18 protein-coding genes are annotated in these 18,248 nt (G+C 72.8%); 9 read left to right on the forward strand and 9 right to left on the reverse strand.

Features of this window, described 5'->3' with window-relative positions:
* Positions 1 to 734: 734 nt before the first annotated feature.
* Both ACFV1W_RS37165 and ACFV1W_RS37170 read right to left on the reverse strand, forming a co-directional pair.
* Positions 735 to 1,880 carry a hypothetical protein gene (locus ACFV1W_RS37165; RefSeq protein WP_380421706.1) on the reverse strand — a complete coding sequence of 382 codons (1,146 nt, stop codon included), beginning with the start codon at positions 1,878 to 1,880 and terminating at the stop codon, positions 735 to 737.
* Positions 1,877 to 2,506, reverse strand: a complete 630-nt coding sequence (locus ACFV1W_RS37170; protein ID WP_380421707.1) for a hypothetical protein — start codon at positions 2,504 to 2,506, stop codon at positions 1,877 to 1,879. Before ACFV1W_RS37170 ends, ACFV1W_RS37165 begins: the two co-directional genes overlap by 4 nt.
* Before the next feature lie 476 nt (positions 2,507 to 2,982).
* On the opposite strand from ACFV1W_RS37170, the gene mobF reads away from it, so the two are divergent.
* Positions 2,983 to 7,149: a MobF family relaxase gene (gene mobF, locus ACFV1W_RS37175; RefSeq protein WP_380421708.1), complete on the forward strand. Its 4,167-nt coding sequence runs from the start codon at positions 2,983 to 2,985 to the stop codon at positions 7,147 to 7,149.
* A gap of 141 nt (positions 7,150 to 7,290) precedes the next feature.
* Here the strand turns inward: mobF and ACFV1W_RS37180 are convergent, their stop codons facing one another.
* The 7 genes from ACFV1W_RS37180 to ACFV1W_RS37210 form a co-directional block, all read right to left on the reverse strand.
* Positions 7,291 to 8,259 (reverse strand): hypothetical protein, encoded by a 969-nt coding sequence (locus tag ACFV1W_RS37180; protein WP_380421709.1) that lies wholly within the window; start codon positions 8,257 to 8,259, stop codon positions 7,291 to 7,293.
* A 792-nt stretch (positions 8,260 to 9,051) separates the two neighbouring features.
* Complete coding sequence (locus ACFV1W_RS37185; protein ID WP_380421710.1) at positions 9,052 to 9,273, reverse strand: hypothetical protein; 222 nt, start codon at positions 9,271 to 9,273, stop codon at positions 9,052 to 9,054.
* A gap of 63 nt (positions 9,274 to 9,336) precedes the next feature.
* Positions 9,337 to 11,322 (reverse strand): hypothetical protein, encoded by a 1,986-nt coding sequence (locus ACFV1W_RS37190; RefSeq protein WP_380421711.1) that lies wholly within the window; start codon positions 11,320 to 11,322, stop codon positions 9,337 to 9,339.
* Positions 11,323 to 11,740: 418 nt separating this feature from the next.
* Positions 11,741 to 12,094: a hypothetical protein gene (locus ACFV1W_RS37195; protein ID WP_380421712.1), complete on the reverse strand. Its 354-nt coding sequence runs from the start codon at positions 12,092 to 12,094 to the stop codon at positions 11,741 to 11,743.
* 88 nt (positions 12,095 to 12,182) lie between these two features.
* On the reverse strand, positions 12,183 to 12,371 hold the full coding sequence (locus ACFV1W_RS37200) for a hypothetical protein (RefSeq protein WP_380421713.1): 189 nt from the start codon (positions 12,369 to 12,371) through the stop codon (positions 12,183 to 12,185).
* Between the two features lie 5 nt (positions 12,372 to 12,376).
* A complete protein-coding gene (locus tag ACFV1W_RS37205) occupies positions 12,377 to 13,561 on the reverse strand; it encodes a hypothetical protein (RefSeq protein ID WP_380421714.1) in 1,185 nt (394 codons plus the stop codon).
* A gap of 70 nt (positions 13,562 to 13,631) precedes the next feature.
* Entirely contained in the window at positions 13,632 to 14,339 is a 708-nt protein-coding gene (locus ACFV1W_RS37210) for a GntR family transcriptional regulator (RefSeq protein ID WP_380421715.1), read from the reverse strand.
* A 187-nt stretch (positions 14,340 to 14,526) separates the two neighbouring features.
* Between ACFV1W_RS37210 and ACFV1W_RS37215 the strand changes: the two genes are divergently transcribed.
* The 8 genes from ACFV1W_RS37215 to ACFV1W_RS37250 form a co-directional block, all read left to right on the forward strand.
* Positions 14,527 to 14,649, forward strand: coding sequence for a hypothetical protein (locus ACFV1W_RS37215; RefSeq protein ID WP_380421716.1), 123 nt, complete (start codon positions 14,527 to 14,529; stop codon positions 14,647 to 14,649).
* A complete protein-coding gene (locus tag ACFV1W_RS37220; RefSeq protein ID WP_380421717.1) occupies positions 14,646 to 14,873 on the forward strand; it encodes a hypothetical protein in 228 nt (75 codons plus the stop codon). Before ACFV1W_RS37215 ends, ACFV1W_RS37220 begins: the two co-directional genes overlap by 4 nt.
* Positions 14,873 to 15,046 (forward strand): hypothetical protein, encoded by a 174-nt coding sequence (locus ACFV1W_RS37225; protein ID WP_380421718.1) that lies wholly within the window; start codon positions 14,873 to 14,875, stop codon positions 15,044 to 15,046. The genes ACFV1W_RS37220 and ACFV1W_RS37225 overlap by 1 nt, the downstream gene beginning before the upstream one ends.
* Before the next feature lie 145 nt (positions 15,047 to 15,191).
* Complete coding sequence (locus tag ACFV1W_RS37230; RefSeq protein WP_380421719.1) at positions 15,192 to 16,205, forward strand: hypothetical protein; 1,014 nt, start codon at positions 15,192 to 15,194, stop codon at positions 16,203 to 16,205.
* A gap of 14 nt (positions 16,206 to 16,219) precedes the next feature.
* Complete coding sequence (locus tag ACFV1W_RS37235) at positions 16,220 to 16,627, forward strand: hypothetical protein (RefSeq protein ID WP_380421720.1); 408 nt, start codon at positions 16,220 to 16,222, stop codon at positions 16,625 to 16,627.
* Between the two features lie 5 nt (positions 16,628 to 16,632).
* Positions 16,633 to 17,634, forward strand: a complete 1,002-nt coding sequence (locus tag ACFV1W_RS37240; protein ID WP_380421721.1) for a hypothetical protein — start codon at positions 16,633 to 16,635, stop codon at positions 17,632 to 17,634.
* A 25-nt stretch (positions 17,635 to 17,659) separates the two neighbouring features.
* Entirely contained in the window at positions 17,660 to 17,830 is a 171-nt protein-coding gene (locus tag ACFV1W_RS37245) for a hypothetical protein (protein WP_380421722.1), read from the forward strand.
* A gap of 151 nt (positions 17,831 to 17,981) precedes the next feature.
* On the forward strand, positions 17,982 to 18,248 hold a 267-nt coding region (locus ACFV1W_RS37250; RefSeq protein ID WP_380421723.1), incomplete at its 3' end, for a hypothetical protein.

The following is an 18,248-nucleotide window of genomic DNA, read 5'->3' on the forward strand; positions in this document are numbered from 1 at the left end:
CCCCTCTTCCTTCCCCCGCGTACCGGCCACCCCATCACGACAAGCCCAGCCAGCCGCCGAGCCAGGGCCCCGTCCTCGCGCTCCTGGTCGTGCTCGTCCTCATCGGGTGGGGCCTCTACAGCCTGCTGCCCACCTGACCCCGTCCTGTCTCCTCCCCACCAACCTGGCCCCTGCCGCCGGAGGGAGCGCCAGCGGACGTCACGGATCCCGGGGGCGCTGCCCCCAGACCCCCGGCCACCTCCGGGGAGGGTGGGGCCCGGTGATCTTGTACAGGGTGCGTCGGGGCGGGCGTGGTCCGTATGGTCGGTCTCCCCGGCGGACGGCACCCGAAGGGCGATATCACGGCCTCTGGGGGCCCTCACCGGCCGCCAGCGGATCGTGCACCCCCAGCGAGATGGTCGGGCCCCCGGCGGCCGTGATCCGGCAGAGCTGCCGCCCACCGGGGAGACCGACCACGGCCCCCACCCGTGATGTCACGGACGATGGCCGGCCACCCGGCGAACGGCACCGCCCCCTCCCCCGACCGCCCGGACGACACGAGGGCGGGCAATCTTGCGAGATTACTCGCCGACCGGCACGGCCCGGCAGCACGGGACCGGCACGGCCGACACACCGACCGGCACGGCCCGAGCCCGCTCCCCCGCTTGGGGGCGGTGGCCGACTCCGGCTCGTCCACCTGCGCCAACACGCCGCGTGGCCCCGGCGACGACGCCACCGGGGCCACGCGGAGAAGGTCAGCCGTTCCAGCGGCCGGGCGGGCTGCAGTCCGTCGGCAGGTGCCCAGCGCAGTAGTAGGCGGTGGTCACCTGCGCCGTCTTGCCGGTGGCCTGGTCGGTGATCCGCCACGTCGGCACCTCACCGCACAGCGGCAGCCCCTCCGCCTCCTGGGCGGCCGCGGTGAAGCACCGGATCTCCGGCTCGCCCTTGGCGGCCTGGTGGCCCTTCACCTTCTCCTCTGCTACCCGGACGTGCCCGCGCGGCTTGCCCGCCGGGGTCCACGTCCAGCGCCGGGCGCCGCCGACCTTCTCGGCCTGCTCGCCCTCGATGCGCTTGGCGACCGCCAGCAGCGACTGCGGCTCAGCGAGGGCCATCTCCACGATCCGGGCCACGACCGCGTCCCGGGACAGCGGCATCGAAAGGCCGGCGGACAGCCGCGTCGTCCACTCGTCCAGCGAGGACGTCAGGTGCTCCGGCACCGCCAAGCGCAGCGGGCCCGCCTTCTTCCGGCCCTTCTCCTGGCCGCCGTCTCCGCCCGTGGTGTCCCGAATTTGGGACACCACCGCCTGGTGAGCGAGGCGGCGCACCGCTTCGGCGCGCTCCGGGCCCTGTTCGGGGAGGCCTTCGGCCGCGGTGAGCTCCGCCACGGCCGCGTCCAGCATCCCGGCGGTGAGCTTGCGGCCCTCGCCTACCTCCTTCACCGCAGCCTGGGCGCCGGCGAACAGCGCGACGGCCGTCTCCTCCCCATGCTGCTGGTCGCCCTTGGCGACGGGGAGCAGGCTGGTGACGTGACTGCCGGTCACGCCCTTGCCGCCCGTCTTCGGGGCGAGCAGCGCGGCGAGGCGGTAGCCCTCCATCAGTCGGTACGCCTGGGAGGTCGTCATCCCCCACCGGTCCGCCAGGTACGCGGCGAAGGTGGGGTGGGTGTCCCGGTGGTAGGCGCCCTTGGCGACGACCGCCAGCGCCTGCCCGGCCGCCCAGCCGGCGGCCTGGAACGTCTCGATCGCGGACTCGGCAGCGGCGAGGTTCGCCCGCTCCATGGCGGACAGCTCCCCGGTGCCCTCGACCACCTCGGCAAGGTCGGGCAGGTCCTGGACGAGGGAGACGTGCGAGCGGTCCGGCCGACCCAGGCCGTGGGTGTTGCGGTGGACTGCGGCGGTCACGCGGCGGCTCCGATCTTCATGTTCCTCAGCTCCGTGAGGATGCGGTCGTAGTGGGTCATCCGGGCCCGGATCGGCTTGCCCCATGCCTTGTGGTACTTGCGGTGCGGGGGGATCTCGGTGGCCAGCACGTCGAAGCCGAACTTCATCAGGTCGTCGCGCACCTCCTGGTTCCACTTCGGGTCCTGCGGGTCGGCCCGGTTGAGGGACACCACCGCCGGCAGCGGGCGGCCGAGGTCGCGGCGGGCGTCCTCCAGGAACTTGTACGTGTCGATCGTGCGAGGCAGCTCGAAGCTGCTGGTGCTGCTCGGCACGACCACGGCGTCCGCCAACTCCAGCACCGAAAGGACGATGTCCGCGTGGTCCTCGGCCTGCGGGCAGTCGACCACGATGTCGTGTCCGGCCGGCACCAGCTCGGGGATCAGGATGTGGGCCTGCGGCCGTGCGACGTGGTGCACGGGGAAGGGGAAGGGCGCCATCTCATGCCAGTCCGCGGTTCCCCGAGAGCGGTCGGCGTCGATCAGCGCGACCGGCGGATCGCCGGGCCGTTCGTGGATCGCGCTGGCCAACCAGCCGGCGGTCGTCGTCTTGCCCGACCCGGGTTTGTAGTTCACGAGGGCAATCAGCATGGGCGACACGCTAGACCCGGCGGGGCGAACCTCCGCCGGGCAACGCCGGACGCTGGTACCGTGCGGGTGCAATCAGCATGAACGGCCCCCGGTTCGCCGGGGGCCGTTCGCGTTCCCGCCCCGCGTCCGGCGTGCAATCTAGCAAGATTAGACGCCAACGGCCGAGGCTCCGCCCACCCCACCTTCATCACGCCCCCCGGGGCCGTGCCGGTGGTCCGACACACCCCCGTGCCGCCGTGCCGGACCGCCTCGACACGGCCACCCACCTGACCATCCGACACCAGCCGACCACCACACCAACCCCCACCAGGAAGCGACCGAAGCGACCGACCGAAGCCACACCCAGAGGACCCCCAAGGTTCCGAAGATGATCTCAATGGGTACTGACCGAGGTACTGAAAAGCACTCCAGGTATCTTCGATACATGATCAAGGTCCGCCGGGGCGGACACGGGCGGGTGAGGGGGTGGGCCGGGCATGGGGTGGGTGACGCCGATCCGGGCCCCCGAGCAGGTCGCATACCGGCTCTCCCGCGACTGCGGATGCGACGTCAGCCAGGACGCCCAGGTCGAGTACCGGCTCGCCTCTGAGACCGACCTGCGGTGGATCGGCAGCGGTCTCGGCGAGGTCGGCCTGACCGCTGGCGGACCGGTCGACCCGGACGCCGCACGCGCCCTGATGGACGGCCGCGACCCGCGCACCGGGGCGCAGCTCGTCCAGCGCAAGCGCGTCCTTGACCCCCGCGGCAAGCTCCCCGCGCACGTCCTGGTCGACGGCGTCGCCGCCCTCGCCGAGGCCGACGGCGTCACCTCGGCCGCGTACCTCGGCGGCGGCCCGCTCGCCGAGCGCCTGGCCCGTGCCGGGCGTGGCGTGCGCCGGGAAGGGGAGCGACACCTGCTCCCGCTCGCCGACGCCGAGCGCCTCGCCGCCGCAGCCGGCCTCGATGTCGAGGAGCTGTACGGCGCCGACGTCGTCGCCCAGGCCCGGCCGTTCGCCGGTCGGCACGTGGACGTCGGCCTGCGCGGCGTCGACCTGGTCCTGGACATCCCGAAGAGCATCTCGACCGCGTGGGCACTGGCCCCTGACGACGTGGCGGTCGGGATCGAGGAGGAGTGGCACGCCGCCGTCTCCGAGGCCGTCACCGAGGCACTGGAGCCGTGGACGGCGTACGGGATGGCCGGGCACCACGGTGACGGACAGCGGGCCGAGCGGGTCGCCACGTCCGGCCTGCTCGGGTGGACGACGCTGCACCGGAGCGCGCGGCCGGTCGACGGCGCGGTCGGTGACCCACACCTCCACACCCACGTGAACATCGCGCACATGGCGCTGTGCGCCGACGGGAAGTGGCGCACCATCGCGGCCGGCGCCGAGGACCTGCTGCGGCACGGGCACCTGGTGAACGAGATCGCCGAAGCCCGCCTCCGGGCCCGGCTGACCACCCGGTTCGGCGCCCGCTGGGAGCGCTCCGCCGCCACCGGCGCGTGGGAGCTGGTCGGCGTCGGCGAGGACCTGCGGGCAGCGTTCTCCCGCCGTCACGCCCAGGTGGTCGCCGCGGTTGGCCCCGAGGCGACCCGCGACCAGCAGAAGGCTGCCGCGCGGCGCACCGCCGAGGCGAAGGTCGACGGCGACCAGGCCGCCGAGCGCACGAGCTGGCGCGCCCGGGCGGTGGCCACGATGGCCGGCGACCTCTCCGGCCTGGACGACGACGAGCGCCAGGCCGTGCTGGAAGCGGCGGGTGCGGCGGTCGACGCGATGGTGCGCGGAGCGCTGCCCGGACCGGACGGCGGCGCCCCCTCGGCCGGGGGCCCGGGCGGCCCGGTGCTGCCGACGCCCGAGCGGATCGCCTCCCAAATTTGGGACGACCCGGAGCACGGCCTGGTGGCGTCGAAGAAGGTAGTCGGGCATGTCCAGGTGATGGCCGCCGTGGTGCAGGCGCTGCCGTACCTCGACTCGGTCGAGCAGCTCACCGACCTGGTCGACCAGGTCCTCGCCGTCGACGGGCACGCCGTGCGGCTGCGGGACTCCGACCGGCACCACCAGGTGCACTGTCAGCGCTACACCCACACCTCCGTCATCGAGGCGGAGTCGACCATCATCGAGTCGGCGGCGAGCGGCCTGGGCCAGGGTCTGGCGCAGCTCACCCCGGAGGCCGCCGGGCTGACGATCGCCACCATCGAGGCCTCGAAGTCGACCGCGGACCGGCGGTTCGAGTTCTCGCCGGAGCAGCGGGCGGTGATCGTGCGGCTGCTGACCGCCGGTCACGCGGCGGAGGCCGTCGTCGGCGTCGCCGGGGCGGGCAAGACGACCTTGATGGAGGCCGCGCGCGCGGGCTGGGAAGCTGCCGGGCTGACCGTGGTCGGCGCCTCGACGGCCGCGGTGGCGGCGGCCAACCTGTCGGCGGAGGCCGGGATCGACTCGCGGACGATCGCAGCGTGGACCCGCGAGATCTCCGGCGGGCAAGGCCTCGCCGGGGTCGGTGTGCTGGTCATCGATGAGGCCGCGATGGTGGACGACCGGGCCCTCGCCGCGCTGCTGCGGCACTCCGCCGAGACCGGCACCAAAGTGGTCTCGGTCGGCGACCCGGCGCAGCTGCGGGCGGTCGGCGTGGGCGGTGGGTTCGCCAGGGTGCACCAGCTGGTCGACGGGCTGACCCTCGCCGAGAACCGCCGCCAGGTGGACCCGGTGGAGCGAGCCGCGCTGCAGACGTGGCGCGACGGCGGCCGCACCAGCGCCCTGGCGATGCTGGCCGGGCACGGCCGGGTGCACGCCGTCGACACCGTCGAGCAGGCCCACGCCTCGATGCTGGCCGCCTGGGACGCGGCGCGCGCGCGATGGGCCGGTGACCCTCACGGCCAGGTCGCCGAGCTGCTGCTGCTGGCCGCCCGCCGGGCCGACGTTGCCCAGCTCAACACCGGGGCCCGCGCGCTGCGGGTCGCCGCCGGCGAACTGACCGGCGGCCAGGTCTTCCGCGCCCCGCACGGCGGGCACGCCGAGTTCGCCCCGGGGGACCTGGTCCACGTCCGCCGCAACGACTACCGCTCCCGCCGAGACCCAGACGCGCCGGACGTGCTGAACGGCTTCCGGGGCGTCGCCCTCGACGTCGACGCGCGGCGCGGCGTGCTGGTCGAGTGGCGCCGCCCCGACGGCGCCGGCGGCGACCGCACCGACCGGGCGTGGATGAGCCCAGGCGACATCGCCGAGGGCCGCCTCACCCACGGCTACGCGATGACGATCGGTTCCGCCCAGGGCCTGACCAGCAGCATGACGATCGCCTCCGGCCGGGGCGCCGATGCCCACAGCCTCTACCCGGCGCTCTCCCGTGCCCGCCAGGAGACCCACCTGGTCCTGCCTCTGGCCGAGCTGGAGGACGACGTCACCCGGATCACGCTGGGCGAGCCGCGGTCCGAGGCCGAGCGCGTGGACCGGGCCGTGGCCGCCTACGGCCGCCAGCTGGAACGCGACCGCGAGGACGTCATGGTCCTGGACGAGCTGACGACCGCCGAGCGGGGCGTGCCGGTGGCCGTGCCGGTCCCTGACCAGCACCGGCACGCCTCCGGCGATGTCCCGGCACAACGTCAGGATCCGTCGGTGGTGGAACAGCCGGCTGACTTCTGCACCGGTCGCGTGCTGCCGCCGGAACCGGTCGAGCCCCCTGCCGAGGCGCCCCGCGACCAGCCCAGCGCCGAGGAAATCCGCCAGGCGTTGGCCGAGGTGGACGCCCGCCTCGAAGAGATCCGGCAGGCGCAGCAGATCCCCGGGTGGCGCGAGCGCCCGTACGGCGGCGTCCGCACCGGGGCGCTGCTGTCGTCTGCCGACCAGGCCGACCAGGAGGCGGAGCGGGCGCGGGCCACAGCCCGTCAGCTCGATGCCTGGGCCGACCGGCTGGGCGCGGTGCTGGGAACCGACGAGGCTCCCGGGCGCCAGCGCGTCGCCAAGACCGCCGGGCACCTGGACGCGGCCGAGCAGCTGCTCGGCCGGGCCGCCGACGCCGTCCGGGCCGCCGATGCCATGGACACCCAGATCACGGAGCTGTACGCGGCGAACCGAGAAGAACTGCGGGTCGAGCAGCGGATCCGCGAGCGCGCGGCCCTGCGGCGGTCGGCCGTGTTCCTGCAACGTGGCGGGATGCTGGAGGCCGCGGCCGCCCTGCGTGCGCGGGCGGACGAGCGCATCGCCCAGATCGAGGAACTGCGGGGGCAGGCCCGTGACCTGCGCAACCAGGCCGAGGACTTGCGGCGCCAAGCCCGGGCCGAGGTCGACTCGGCCGACGGCGGCGTCTACGGCACGGTCGAGCGGCGCGTCGCCCAGCAGCGGGCCTCCCTGCCTCAGATGGCCGAGCGCCTGGACCAACGCGATCTGCGGGAGTACCAGCGGCTGGTGACCGACGCGGGCGCCCAGCGCCGTACCGCCGAGCAGCTGAACGAGCGGGCAGCCGGCCTGCGCGGCGAGGCCTCTGTCCGCGAGAGTCTGCCCGCAGGGCGCCGGGTCACGGAGGAGACCGAGCGGGCCACCGCCGCCGTCCAGGCCCACCAGCGCCGAATCGCCGCCCAGGCCCGGGCCGAGGAACAGCGCCAGCGCAATGAGCGGGCGTACCGGTACGAGCCGCCCACCCAGGGCCGATCCGGTCCCAGCATCGGCCGCTGACCAGCACCGACACGGCCGTGCCGGTGACCGGCACGGCCCGGCACACAGGCCGTGCCGGGGGGCTGCCAAAGGCAGGCAATCTTGCAAGATTGATCGCGCATCTTGCCGCCCGGACTCCAGAGAGCCGGAACGGGCAGGGCGTCAGGCGCGGGCGGCCTTCAGTTGGTTGAGGAGGTCGCGGACCTGGTCGGCCTGGGCCGCGAGCCGGTCGGCGTCGAAGCTGTACCGGGTGGCCATGGTGCTCCAGTGCGTGGCGTCCTTCTCCGCCTTTTTGGCGGCTTCGGTCTCGTCGGAGGCCTCAGCGAGTTTCTGCTCCTCCTTTGCCGAAGCGGCGCGCTGGGCTGCGTATTCGGCGTCCCGACGGGCCTTGGCAGCGGCGCCACGCAGCCGGGTGCGCTCGCGCCGGGCCCGCTCGGGAGCTGCGGTCAGGACGTGGTCGAGCGCGGCGCGCAGGATGTCGCCGGTGGTCACCACCTGGGCCCGAAGCTCGGCTCGCCGGACCAGCTCATCAGCGGTCGGGGTGTTCATGGCAGCAAGGCCGGCGGCCATCCCGGCGAGTTGGGTCACCCCGCCGAACTCGCGGACCGATTCGCGCATGATGACCTCGGGTCCGTCGCCCCACTGGTCAGCCCATTCCTGGAGTTGCTTCTCGATCTCGGCGTTGTGCCAGTAGCAGGCGCGTTGGAGTGTCTCGCCGATTTCGCGCGGCAACCGCAGTCCGAGCCGACCGAGGAAGCGCGTCTCGCCCTCGTCGTGCTGACTCTCGTAGCGGCCCGGGTCGGTGCCCCATCGACGGCCAGCGGCCAGCGCTCCTCGGGGAACTGGCGGCCAGTCGTGGTCCCAACCCCGGGCCGCGAGTTCGGCCCGGACCCCAGGCACCAGCAGCCAGTCCCTACTCCCCGCGAGACGGCCGGCCTCCCGCTCCTCCGTCAGCTTCTCTCGGGTCGCCCGGCGAGCCGCCGCCAACTTCCCAGCCCGCAGCCCGAGGTGTTCCTCGCGCTCCTGCGCGAGCCAGGCCCGCTCTTCCGCGGCTGCCATGTCGGCCACCAGGTCGAGCAGCTGGAGCCGCTCCTCCCGCACCGCCACCGTGTACTGCACCGTCGATCCCATGCGGGCAATCATGCTAGATAACGCGTCCATCTGCGCGGTTCTCCAGGGCGTCAGTCAGCAGTCGGCGAGCGGGTGGCGGCCGGTCGGCATGGGGCGTGCCGGGTCGACCGGCACGGTCGGCACGGGGTGTGCCGGTGCGGCGGGGGCGGGGTCCTGGTGGCCCGGACCACACCCGCCGAGGGCGGAAATTCGGTTGCCGAGACGGCTCCGCTCCCCTTTTCCCAGCTCAGTGGGGTTGCCCACCGAGCAAGATTGTGTGGAGTCGGTTCAGCACCTAGAATTCGTTTTGGCCGAGGCGAGGACCGCCTCGGCTCTGTCGTATCGGGGGACGTTGCCCCGAAGTCAACCTAAGGAGAGTGGTACAGGCATGCGCAAAAACCCGAAGATGATCAAGAAGCACGTCCGGGGATTAGCGGGTAGGGGGAAGCGCGGTAGGGCTTCTGAGCTGCAGAAACAGCAGACCGGTTCCTATACGGTGTCATCCGTGGTGGGTGGTTCCTGCGTGGTTATAGCCGCGCTAATCACCGCGTTCGGACCGTCGGTTATGCACGATAACTCTCCGGCGAAGTCGGAAACTGTTAAGTCGGTCGTTTCACAGCCGAAGTCGTGTGAGAAGTAGGCCGAATCAAGAATTCCCGTGCTTAATTCGTAATTCTGATTCTGCCGGGTTATGTGGATTGTTCCCCCAGCCACGCGCCCGTGTAGCGGTTCAGGCGAACCGCTGGGCAGGCGCATGGCTGGTGAACAGTCGGCATATCTGCTGGTCAGAGTCCAGAGGCCGACCAGCCGTGGTCAGTGCGACTGCGGCCGGTCGGCCTCAGTCTGTGCCGGGGGACGGGTCGCGAGCGGGCGCCGTCCGCCGGGTCCGGCGGAGGGGGCCGGGGCCAGCGGCACCGGGGTCGTGAGCGCGGCGAGCTCGGCGGCGGTCCGGCCGGGGCGGTGCGGCTCGACGGCGGCGACGTCCTGGTGCTCGCGGTCGACGCCGGGGCCGAGCGGGCGGCGGGCGGTGGTCATTGGGTCTCTCCTCTTGTCACCCTTGCAGGTGGGTCGGTTGATGGGGTTCGGGTTGACCGGGGGTCAAGCCGAGACGGCCTCTCGCTCGCGGAACCGCGCGAGGCCGGCGTCCAGGTCCGGGCGGCGCTTGGTCTGGGCGGCACGGCGGGCGGCGAGGAACTGAGCCCCGGCCGCGTCGAGGCGGTGCTGCTCGGCCTCGGCGAGCGCCTGGTGGTCGATCAGCTCCTCCTGAACGTCGGCGGCCTGCTCGGCGGCGGCGCGGGCGGCGATCGTCGCCCGGCGCTTCTCGACGGCGGCGGCCCAGCGCTCGGGGTTGCCCTCCCGCTCCTGCCGCAGGCGCTCGTGGTACGCCTGCCGTTCGGCCTTCTGCCGCCGACGGCGCTCGACCTGCTCCTTCGTCATGCCAGCGTCCCGGCCGAGCGGCTGGTCGGGCTTCCAGAAGTCCTCGCCGGGCTTGAGGCCCCACTCGATGAGCTGGGCGAGGACGCCGGGCATCTTCCCGGTGAACCCGGCCATGGTCAGGTCGGCGCGGCCACCGCGCCGCAGGCCGATGCCGGAGCGGTACGCGCCGCCCCGGATCGCCAGGTCAGGCAGGTCGCGGTGCTTCTCGTCGTCCTCGGCGGCGGGCAGCTCCTCGTCGTCCCGCTCGTCCAGCTCGACCCCGGCGAGCGCCGCCAGTTCAGCCTTGAAGCCCTCGGTCCAGGTGAGGCACTGCCGGCCGCGGGTGGCCTGCTCGTACTCCCGCCACAAGCCGAGCGCGACTTCGTCGCCGGCGATGGCGAGTTCGGCCAGCTTGAAGGGCGTGCGGCCCTTCGCTCCACGGGCCAGCTTGTCGTCTGACCTGGTCATTTCGGCTGCGAGCGGGCGGGCGGTGACCTCCTTGGTGATGACGTCCTGGTCCTGCACTTTGGCCAGGTACTTGATCAGGCCTAGCGGCATCGAGCCGTCCGCCTGGAGGATCGCGGGGTCCACCCGGACGCCGTGCTCGCGGTCCGGGGTGGGCAGGCCGACCGCCTTGCAGCGGGCCGCCCACCGCTTGTACAGCTCCTCTTGGAGCAGGTCGGCCTGCTCGCGGGTGGCGGGCCCCTCCGTCCACAGCAAGACGTGCAGGTGGGAGTGCCACCCGTTCGCCCCGTGGGTGACCTCGATGGTGCGGGTGACGCCCCGGATGCTCCGGCGCGCCTTCCAGCCCTGCTTCCAGACGACCAGCTCGCCGTCGACCTCTCGCGGCTCGATCTCCTCGGGTAGGTCGTCGTAGTCGTGGCGGCGGTCCCACGGCACCGGCGCCTTGTCGCGGATGACGGCGCGTCCGGTCCACCACGCGCCCTGTCCGACGCCCCGCCAGCCCTCGGCGAACTTGTCGAACTGGACGCCCAGGCGGACGTGCTCCCAGTGCGGGGCGGTGAGGGTGGCCATGTAGATGCCGCGCCCGGATTCCAGCCAGGCCAGGGCGAAAACCTCCAGCTCAGCGGCCCTTTTGGCGCGGATCGCGGCGGCACATGGCGGGCAGGCCCAGACGCTGCCGCACCGGACCAGGCCGCTGAACGTGGGTCGGCGACCGGCCCCGTCGTTGATGTGGAAGCCGACCGCGTCACCGAGGGGGACCACCTGGCACTTCTCCAGGGTGGGCAGGCCGGTGATCCGCTGGATGCCGTCGAGCAGGCGGAGCCGGGCATCGCCCTTCTTGATCATGCTGTGCAGCTGGGCGTCGCCGCCCTTGACCAGTTGGCCGCACCCGCCATCGGCGGCGCCCCCTGATGGCCCCTGAGCAGCGGCGGAAACGTAACTCTCTCGGTTCGAACCCGACCCGCCGTTGGGGCTGCTGACGGCCCGTCCCTGACCCTTGGTGGGGTGGCTGGGGGCGGTGGCCGGGGTCGTGGTGAAGCCTGCGGCACGCAGGGCGGCAGCGAGGTCGCGGGCGGCGCGGGCGGCTGCCTGCTGCTCGGCCCGGCGGGCGGCGCGGTTCGCTCGGCCAGCCGAAAGAGCTGCCCCGTGCCGCTGGTCGAGGGCCTCCCAGGCGGCGGCACGCTCGGCGGGGGTGCTCGGCACGGCAGTCTGATCATGTGCCGAACGCTTGCCTTGGTTTCGGGCATGCGTACGGCCACTGGTGGCGGAGCGCTCGACCGCCGGGGCGGGAGCTGCGTCCGGCACAGTGGCCGAAGTCGGGTCGGGTGTTGCGCGGAAGCCCGCACCACCCGTTACGCTGGTCAGCGTCGGGTTCCTTTGACTGTCTCGCCTGCGAAGCGACTTGGGAAGGGACTCGGCGGAGGAGAGAGGGCGGCAACCCAAACTCCTCAGCTTTCGTACTGGATCAGATCATGCCGTACGGGAGCGCTAGATGGTGCGTCCGCCGCGAAAGCGGCGGATGTGACCTGAAGAACGATCAGGGCCGGTCCGCCGTGGCGGACCGGCCCTTCGTGCTGTCAGGGGGTCGTGCCGGGGGTGTGTCGGCCGTGCCGGTCGGTCGTCAGTCCTGCTCGTCGGCGTAGAACTCCGCGAGGACGACGATGTCGACGCCGTAGGCGGGGTGACGCTCGACCTTGGCGCGCAGGGTGGTGCGGCCTCCGTGGGTGTTCTCGGTCGGGACGGCGCCGAGGTAGAGCGCCCACGCGGTGAACGCCGCGCGCAGATCCGCCGGCGTCTGGCCGGGGTGGCGGATCTGGCCGAGCAGGGCGCTGCCGGTCTGCAGCTGCCAGTCGATCGCGGGCAACTGCTCGTGGAAGGCGTTGGTCAGCAGATCGGTCAGCGCACGGGCGCCCTGGAGCTGCCAGCGGGTGCGTTCCTGGTCGGTGACGGGGCCGAAGAGGCTGTTGCTGGTCATGCGGTCATCCTCCCGAGTGGGTCGTGCCGGTTTGGGTGTTCTGGTCGGGGACGGCCGGGTCGTGTGGCCCGGCCGTCCCCGATTCGGGTCAGGCCATCCGGACGCGGGAGGCCACGACGGTGCCGCCGGGCTCCTGGTGGAGGGCGGCGGCCTCGACGCTGTTGAGCAGCTGCTGGCCGCCGAGGCTGGCGGAGCTGAGGCCGTCACCCGTGTAGGTGACGACCTGTCCGGCAGCGGTGCGGATCTCGACCTCGGCCTCGTAGCGCAGGGTGCTCATGGCGATCAGACCTCCAAGGCGGTCGGGTCGTCGGCGGTGACGCGCTTCCAGGCAGCGCGGACTCGGTCCGCGCTGCCGACGAAGCCGAGCTGGCGGAACCGGGCTTCCATGTCCCTGAACGAGCTCGGCGGGTTGGTCGCGGTGCGGATCATGTGGACCACCGCGTCGAGCTCGATGTCGGAGAGCTGGACACCGGGCTGAGGGGCGCTCCGCTGAGCGGGCTCCTCCTCCGTGTCGGCCGTGTCGGCCGCCGTGCCGGTCCCCGTGTCGACCGTGTCGAAGGGGAGCTGACCAGGGATCTCCTCCCGGACGGGCTCCGGCACGGGCCTCGGCTCCGGGACGACCTGGTCGACGGGCGCCGGCACTTCGGTCCGGTCCGGGGTCGGCTCCGGGGTGGCGAGGATCGCGGGTACGGGCTGCGGGGCGGGGAGTGGCTGCGGGCCAGCCTGGGCGGGCGTACGGCCGTAGAGGCCGTCAAGGGCTGCGAGCGCGGAGGCGGTGGTGCGCTCGGCGTAGCCGTCGGTCAACGCGGTGGTGAGGCGGAAGTCGCCGCGGCCAAGACGTTCCGCCAGCTTCCAGGCCGCCGTCGCCGACTCCTTGCGGGTGGCCTCGTCCGGGTGGTGCTGGGCACGGGCCGTGTGGAACTCGATCCGCCTCAGCAGCTCACCGGTACGGCGGTCGGCCTCGGCGTCTTGACCGGTGCGGTGGACGACGATCGAGCGGGCGACGTACCCGGCCAGCTCGGCGGCGGCGGTCATAGCGAGCGGGGTCACGGCGTAGACGACGCGGTGGGCGCCGTCGTGGGCGAGGTAGATGCCGACCGCCGAACCGAGCACCGGCATGATCCACAGGCCCAGTCGGAACGGGAGCGGGTAAGGGCGGGCGATCAGGGTCAGGGCGATCAGGGTGAGGCCGAGGACCGCGACGACGCCCTCGCCGGCCGCGACCAGGCCGACGGCCATGTCGCTGTCACCGAGGGCGGACTTCATGTTGTGGTAGGTCGCCCAGCCACCAGCGATACCGACGGCGGCCATCGCGATGAAGATCAGTGCGAGGAGCGCGACGGCCCCTCCACCGACGGTGCGCCGGGTGTCCGGCACGGCCGTGTCGGCCGTGCCGGAACCGCTGGTCAGCGGCCCCGGCACGGCGTGCCGGGGGGTGTGCCGGTCATACTCGACCGTGTGAGTCACGGGGTACCTCCGTGGGTCACGGGGCCGCACCGGAGGGCAATCCGGGGCGGCCCGCTTTGCTGTTGTTCGGTCAGAACTCGCCTTCGTGGCTGATCACGGTCTCGGCCGAGACGACCTTGATCGCCGTCTCGACCACCCGCCCGTCGGCCAGGTACACGGTCCTGACCACCTGCTGGATCCAGGCCGGGGCCGTCAGCCCGAGCGCCTGACGCTCCTGCTCGGTGGACTCCCGAGAGGTGATCTCCTCCCTCCACCTGGACTGCACACTGCCGAGACGCTCCGCTGCCAGCTCGCGCGACGCGCCGGTGGACACCGGCTCGGCCAACTCCGGCGCCGCCTCGACGACGTACAGCGGGTAGTACGACGAACTCATGTGCACGGGCACACCACCCCTCCGAACGAGGCGGCGACGGAGCTGCACCGGACTACCCGGCTCGACTCCCAGTCGGGCAGCGATGGTCTCGCTGGCACCGACTCGCCCGACCTCCAAGATCTCGGAGGTCTCGTTCTTCTTGAGCGCCCGACCCGTATTCGCCCAGGTCTCGACGCGCGACGCGACGTTCGAACTACTCTCCGGCGCCACGACGGTGCCGCCGCCGGTGGTCGCCAGCGTCAGGCCCTTCTCCCTCAAGACCTTGAACGCCCGCGAGGCGGTCTGTCCGGCCACCTCCCACTCCTGCATCACCTCCCGCTGAGTCGGAAGGCGGTCGCCGGGCTGCAGCTCTCCGGACTCGATGAGCCCCTCAAAGTGCCTGGCAATCGCGATGTAACCAGCCATGCCGTCCCTCCTCTCGGTGCGAGCGTTCGAACTGCTCGCGCTACCTAGACGGTAGACCACTCCGGCGTGCTCTACCAAGGGGGTAGTGCAAATCCGCGTTTTGCTCTACTGTCGGTGATGCAAGAAGCCCCCGTCAGCCGTGAACTGACGGGGGCTCAGGCCAACCCCTGCCATGAAGGGACTAGCCATGCCCGACGCTACCCGCGTTCCCCCGATTCCCCCCATCACCTCCGAGGACAAGGCCCGCGCCGCCGCCGGCGCCGACCGCGTGCTGACGATCCAGGTCGGCAAGATCGGCGGTGCCCGGTGAACCAGCTCAGCCACCTGCCCGGTCTCGGCGACCTCACCACCGAGGGCGTCGGCTACCGCGTCACCGAGCCCATCAGCGTCTCGACCGTCCGCGACCTCGTCCGTACGAAGTCGTTCTCCCGCGTCGAGATCACGGACGGCACCGGCGGTCTCGCCCGGTTCAGCGCCCTGTACTGGCACAACGGCCAGCCGGTCGTCATCACCGGCCAGATCGCGAGCAACTGATGTTCGGCCTCGGCAAGAAGACCGCCGACACCCGGTCCGGCCAGCAGCGCCGGGCGGCCGCCGTCCGCGACGCGGACCGCGCGGGCCACGCCGCAGTGATCGCCCGGGCCTCCCGCCGGCGGACCGCCGTCGAGACGAACCCGCCCGCCCGCGCCTGGTGGCGCTCCTCCTGACCCGTCGTCCCGGGCCCGGCTCCGGCCGGGCCCCCTACCTGCCGTCGGAGGCAGACGTGATCTACATCGTGCTGCTGCTGATCCTGGTCGACGCCGGGCTCGGCCTGTGGGGCCTGCGTGAGCTGGCCCGCCGGGGGTGGTTCCGGTGACCGTCCCCCCGCCCCCGTCCCAGCCGCCCACCGTCGGCATGCCGGGCTCCGACCCGGAGCCGGTGGCCGAGTGGTGGCGCAAGGACGGCCCGCGCATCCCGGCCCCGGTCCACCCGGAGCCTCCCGTCCACACCCCGGTCCCGGTCGGCGCTGGCGGCCCGACCGCCCCGGCCTCGATGGAGGAGACCGCCGCCGCGTTCTGGGCGCCGGTCGGCCGAATCCTGGCCGAGCAGGTCCCGGCCATGGCCGCGCAGATCGGCCAGCAGGTCACCCAGCTCATGACCGAGACCGAGGCTCAGCGGTCGGCGCGCGAGCAGGTCGCGTACGAGGCCCGGATCGCCGCCGAGCGCGCCGAGCGTGACGCCCTCTTCGCCGCAGCGGGGGAGAGCGACGCCCAGCGCGCCGAGCGCCACCGCGTCGAGGACGTCCTCAACCCCGGCCACCGCCGGGATGACCTCGTCGGCATGGTCGACCTGCTCGCGTCCCGGATCAGCGAGACCCCGGAGGAGCGGGCCGTCCGCCTGGAGGCCGAGCGCGAGCTCGACAAGCGGCGGCGCCGTGCCCGGGAAGACGCAGAGCGGGCCGCCGCAGGGGAGACCCCCGAGCAGCGCACCCGGCGCCACCGCCAGCAGCAGCTCGCCGACAAGCGCGAAGCCGCGACCCGGGCACGTCGCGAGCGCCGCCGCGCGGCCCGCGCCGCCGGTCCGTCCGACCGGGTCCGCCGGTTCCGGCGCTGGGCGATCCTCACCGCGATCTCTGCGGTCGGCGGCTACGCGACCGGCCTCGTCCAGATCACCACTCCCGGCGGCCCGATGGTCGGCGCGCTGCTGGCCTTCTTCGGCTGGGGACTCGACACCCACCTGCGCGACCGGGGCCGCCTGCGCGTGAGCGAGGTCCGCGGCGCCCGGCCCCTGATCCTGCTCGTCCTCGCCCGCATCCCGGTTGCCTCCGGCCTCACCGTCGCGCTCGGCCTCGGCCAGGTCCTCGCCGCCCTCCCCCTCTACCGATAAAGGAGTCACACACCATGAGCAGCCTCATCGCCCTGGGCACCGGCGGCGCCGCCACCGCCGCGACCTTCTACCTCTACGTCGGCATCCGCGGGAAGAACAAGATCAGCGTCGAGCCGGACCACGTCCCCTACTGGTCGTTCGGCATCGGCCTGCTCGCCGCCAACGCGGGCACGGCGTTCCAGCAGCTGGCAGGCATCGGCCAGCAGCTCAGCACCTCGTTCCAGGGCAACGCCGCACTGGGGGAGTGGCAGACCGGCGCCACCGCCGCCGTGCTGACGATCGCCGTCTTCGGACTCAAGCCCCGGGCGTGGAAGGACGCGTTGTGCGGGGCCATCGCCCCGTCCCTGTACGCCGCCGCCGGCGGACTCTGGGCCCTCCCGGCGAGCATCCTCACCGGCCTGATCACCTCGTTCATCGGCTGACCACGATGGAGAAGATCATCCCCACGGAGAAGCTGAGCGCCACCATCATGTGGCCGTTCACCGGCCTGGCCACCGGCACGCCCGTCCTCGTCCGCAAGCTGACGGCTCCCCAGCGGGAACGGCGCGCCGAGGCCGCCGGGCTCAAGGCCAAGCAGGCCGAGCTCGACGCCGAGGCCGCCAAGGCCGACGAAGCCGCGTTCGCCAAGAAGGTCTCGGCGGAGGCCGACCCGGCCAAGCGGGACGCGATGGTCCGCGCCCGGGAGGCCGCGCAGGTCGCGGCCCGCCAGTACGAGCTCGACAAGGCCAAGACCGCCCGCAAGGAGAGCCGGAGCCGGTTCGGCGACACCGTCGGCGCGGCCGCCCTCATGCTGATCGTCGGCGGCCCGCTGGTCTGGACCCTCGCCCGCCCCCTGATCGAGCCCGGCATCGGCCTGGTAATCGGCGTGTGGTGGATCGCCGCCCTCATTCACGCTCCCGCCCCCGGCAAGAAGGCCGTCGAGGAGAAGGAGAAGGCCGAGCAGGGTCCCGTCGAGGACGTCGCGCAGCAGCCGTTGCCGACCCCCGATGAGGCCTCCGCCGAGGCACCCGTCGAGACCCCCGCGGCGACCTCCCCGACCCCGGCCGACGCCTGCCGCGCGGTAGCCCTCCTCGGGGCCGCCGGCACCCACGTCGCGCTCACCGCCGTGACCGCCCACCTGGCCGCCGAACACCCCTCCTGGGAGCGCTCCGGAAAGGCCACCAAGGCGCTCCTCACCCAGGCCGGAATCCGCTACCGGGCCGGGGTCAAGGTCGACGGCATCAGCGTGCCCGGCATCCACCGCGACGACATGCCCCCGCTCCCCTCCCCCCATGGCTCCGCCCCTGGGTCCGTTGTTGTTGCAGGTCAGAGCAACAACAACAACCACAACAACGCCCAAGAGTGGTCCACCCGAGAGGGGTTCGTCATGCGCGCCGACCCCGACAACCCCGCCCGGACGATCATCGTCCGCCGCACCCCCGCCGCCTGATCCACCGACCCGAGAGGCACCCGCCATGACCGAGCAGCGCTGGCCCGACAAGACGATCCCCGAGTTCACGCTGGAGGAGCTGTGCGCCGCGATCGAGCGGCACAAGGACGATCCGAACCCGGTCACCCAGGACCTCGTGCGCAGCTGCTGGCGTGAGTGGGAGCGCCGCCACGGACTCGCCCACGACGAGGTCTGACCCCACACCCACCCGCCCTACCGGAGCCCCCGTCAGCACCCGCTGTCGGGGGCTCGGTCATGCCCGGGAGAGGGGATCCTGCCCCGATCCGCCCCCGCACCCCGGCCCGGTCTGCCACCCTCGGAACGATCACTACCGAGAGGACCAGACGATGAGCTGGCGCTACCTCTGCGGCACCTGCCGCACCGTCACCGAGCACAGCCACGTGGGCGAGGCGTACGTCGCGCAGCGCGAGCACATCGCGGCCGTCCACCACGGCCGAACCCCCGAGGGCGACGAGGTCCGGCCCCTCACCGACGAGGAACTCGGCTACGTCAGCGGACCCCCTCTTCCTTCCCCCGCGTACCGGCCACCCCATCACGACAAGCCCAGCCAGCCGCCGAGCCAGGGCCCCGTCCTCGCGCTCCTGGTCGTGCTC

The organism is Kitasatospora sp. NPDC059648 (genome assembly GCF_042734825.1).
Taxonomy (GTDB): Bacteria; Actinomycetota; Actinomycetes; order Streptomycetales; family Streptomycetaceae; genus Kitasatospora.

Excerpts from the sequence above, each read along its gene's own strand:
- ACFV1W_RS37215 (WP_380421716.1), top strand. The coding sequence starts at position 14,527 with ATGCCCGACGCTACCCGCGTTCCCCCGATTCCCCCCATCACCTCCGAG.
- ACFV1W_RS37200 (WP_380421713.1), bottom strand. The coding sequence starts at position 12,371 with ATGAGCACCCTGCGCTACGAGGCCGAGGTCGAGATCCGCACCGCTGCC.
- ACFV1W_RS37170 (WP_380421707.1), bottom strand. The coding sequence starts at position 2,506 with ATGCTGATTGCCCTCGTGAACTACAAACCCGGGTCGGGCAAGACGACG.
- ACFV1W_RS37210 (WP_380421715.1), bottom strand. The coding sequence starts at position 14,339 with ATGGCTGGTTACATCGCGATTGCCAGGCACTTTGAGGGGCTCATCGAG.
- mobF (WP_380421708.1), top strand. The coding sequence starts at position 2,983 with ATGGGGTGGGTGACGCCGATCCGGGCCCCCGAGCAGGTCGCATACCGG.
- ACFV1W_RS37225 (WP_380421718.1), top strand. The coding sequence starts at position 14,873 with ATGTTCGGCCTCGGCAAGAAGACCGCCGACACCCGGTCCGGCCAGCAG.
- ACFV1W_RS37185 (WP_380421710.1), bottom strand. The coding sequence starts at position 9,273 with ATGACCACCGCCCGCCGCCCGCTCGGCCCCGGCGTCGACCGCGAGCAC.
- ACFV1W_RS37245 (WP_380421722.1), top strand. The coding sequence starts at position 17,660 with ATGACCGAGCAGCGCTGGCCCGACAAGACGATCCCCGAGTTCACGCTG.
- ACFV1W_RS37180 (WP_380421709.1), bottom strand. The coding sequence starts at position 8,259 with ATGGGATCGACGGTGCAGTACACGGTGGCGGTGCGGGAGGAGCGGCTC.
- ACFV1W_RS37240 (WP_380421721.1), top strand. The coding sequence starts at position 16,633 with ATGGAGAAGATCATCCCCACGGAGAAGCTGAGCGCCACCATCATGTGG.
- ACFV1W_RS37195 (WP_380421712.1), bottom strand. The coding sequence starts at position 12,094 with ATGACCAGCAACAGCCTCTTCGGCCCCGTCACCGACCAGGAACGCACC.
- ACFV1W_RS37235 (WP_380421720.1), top strand. The coding sequence starts at position 16,220 with ATGAGCAGCCTCATCGCCCTGGGCACCGGCGGCGCCGCCACCGCCGCG.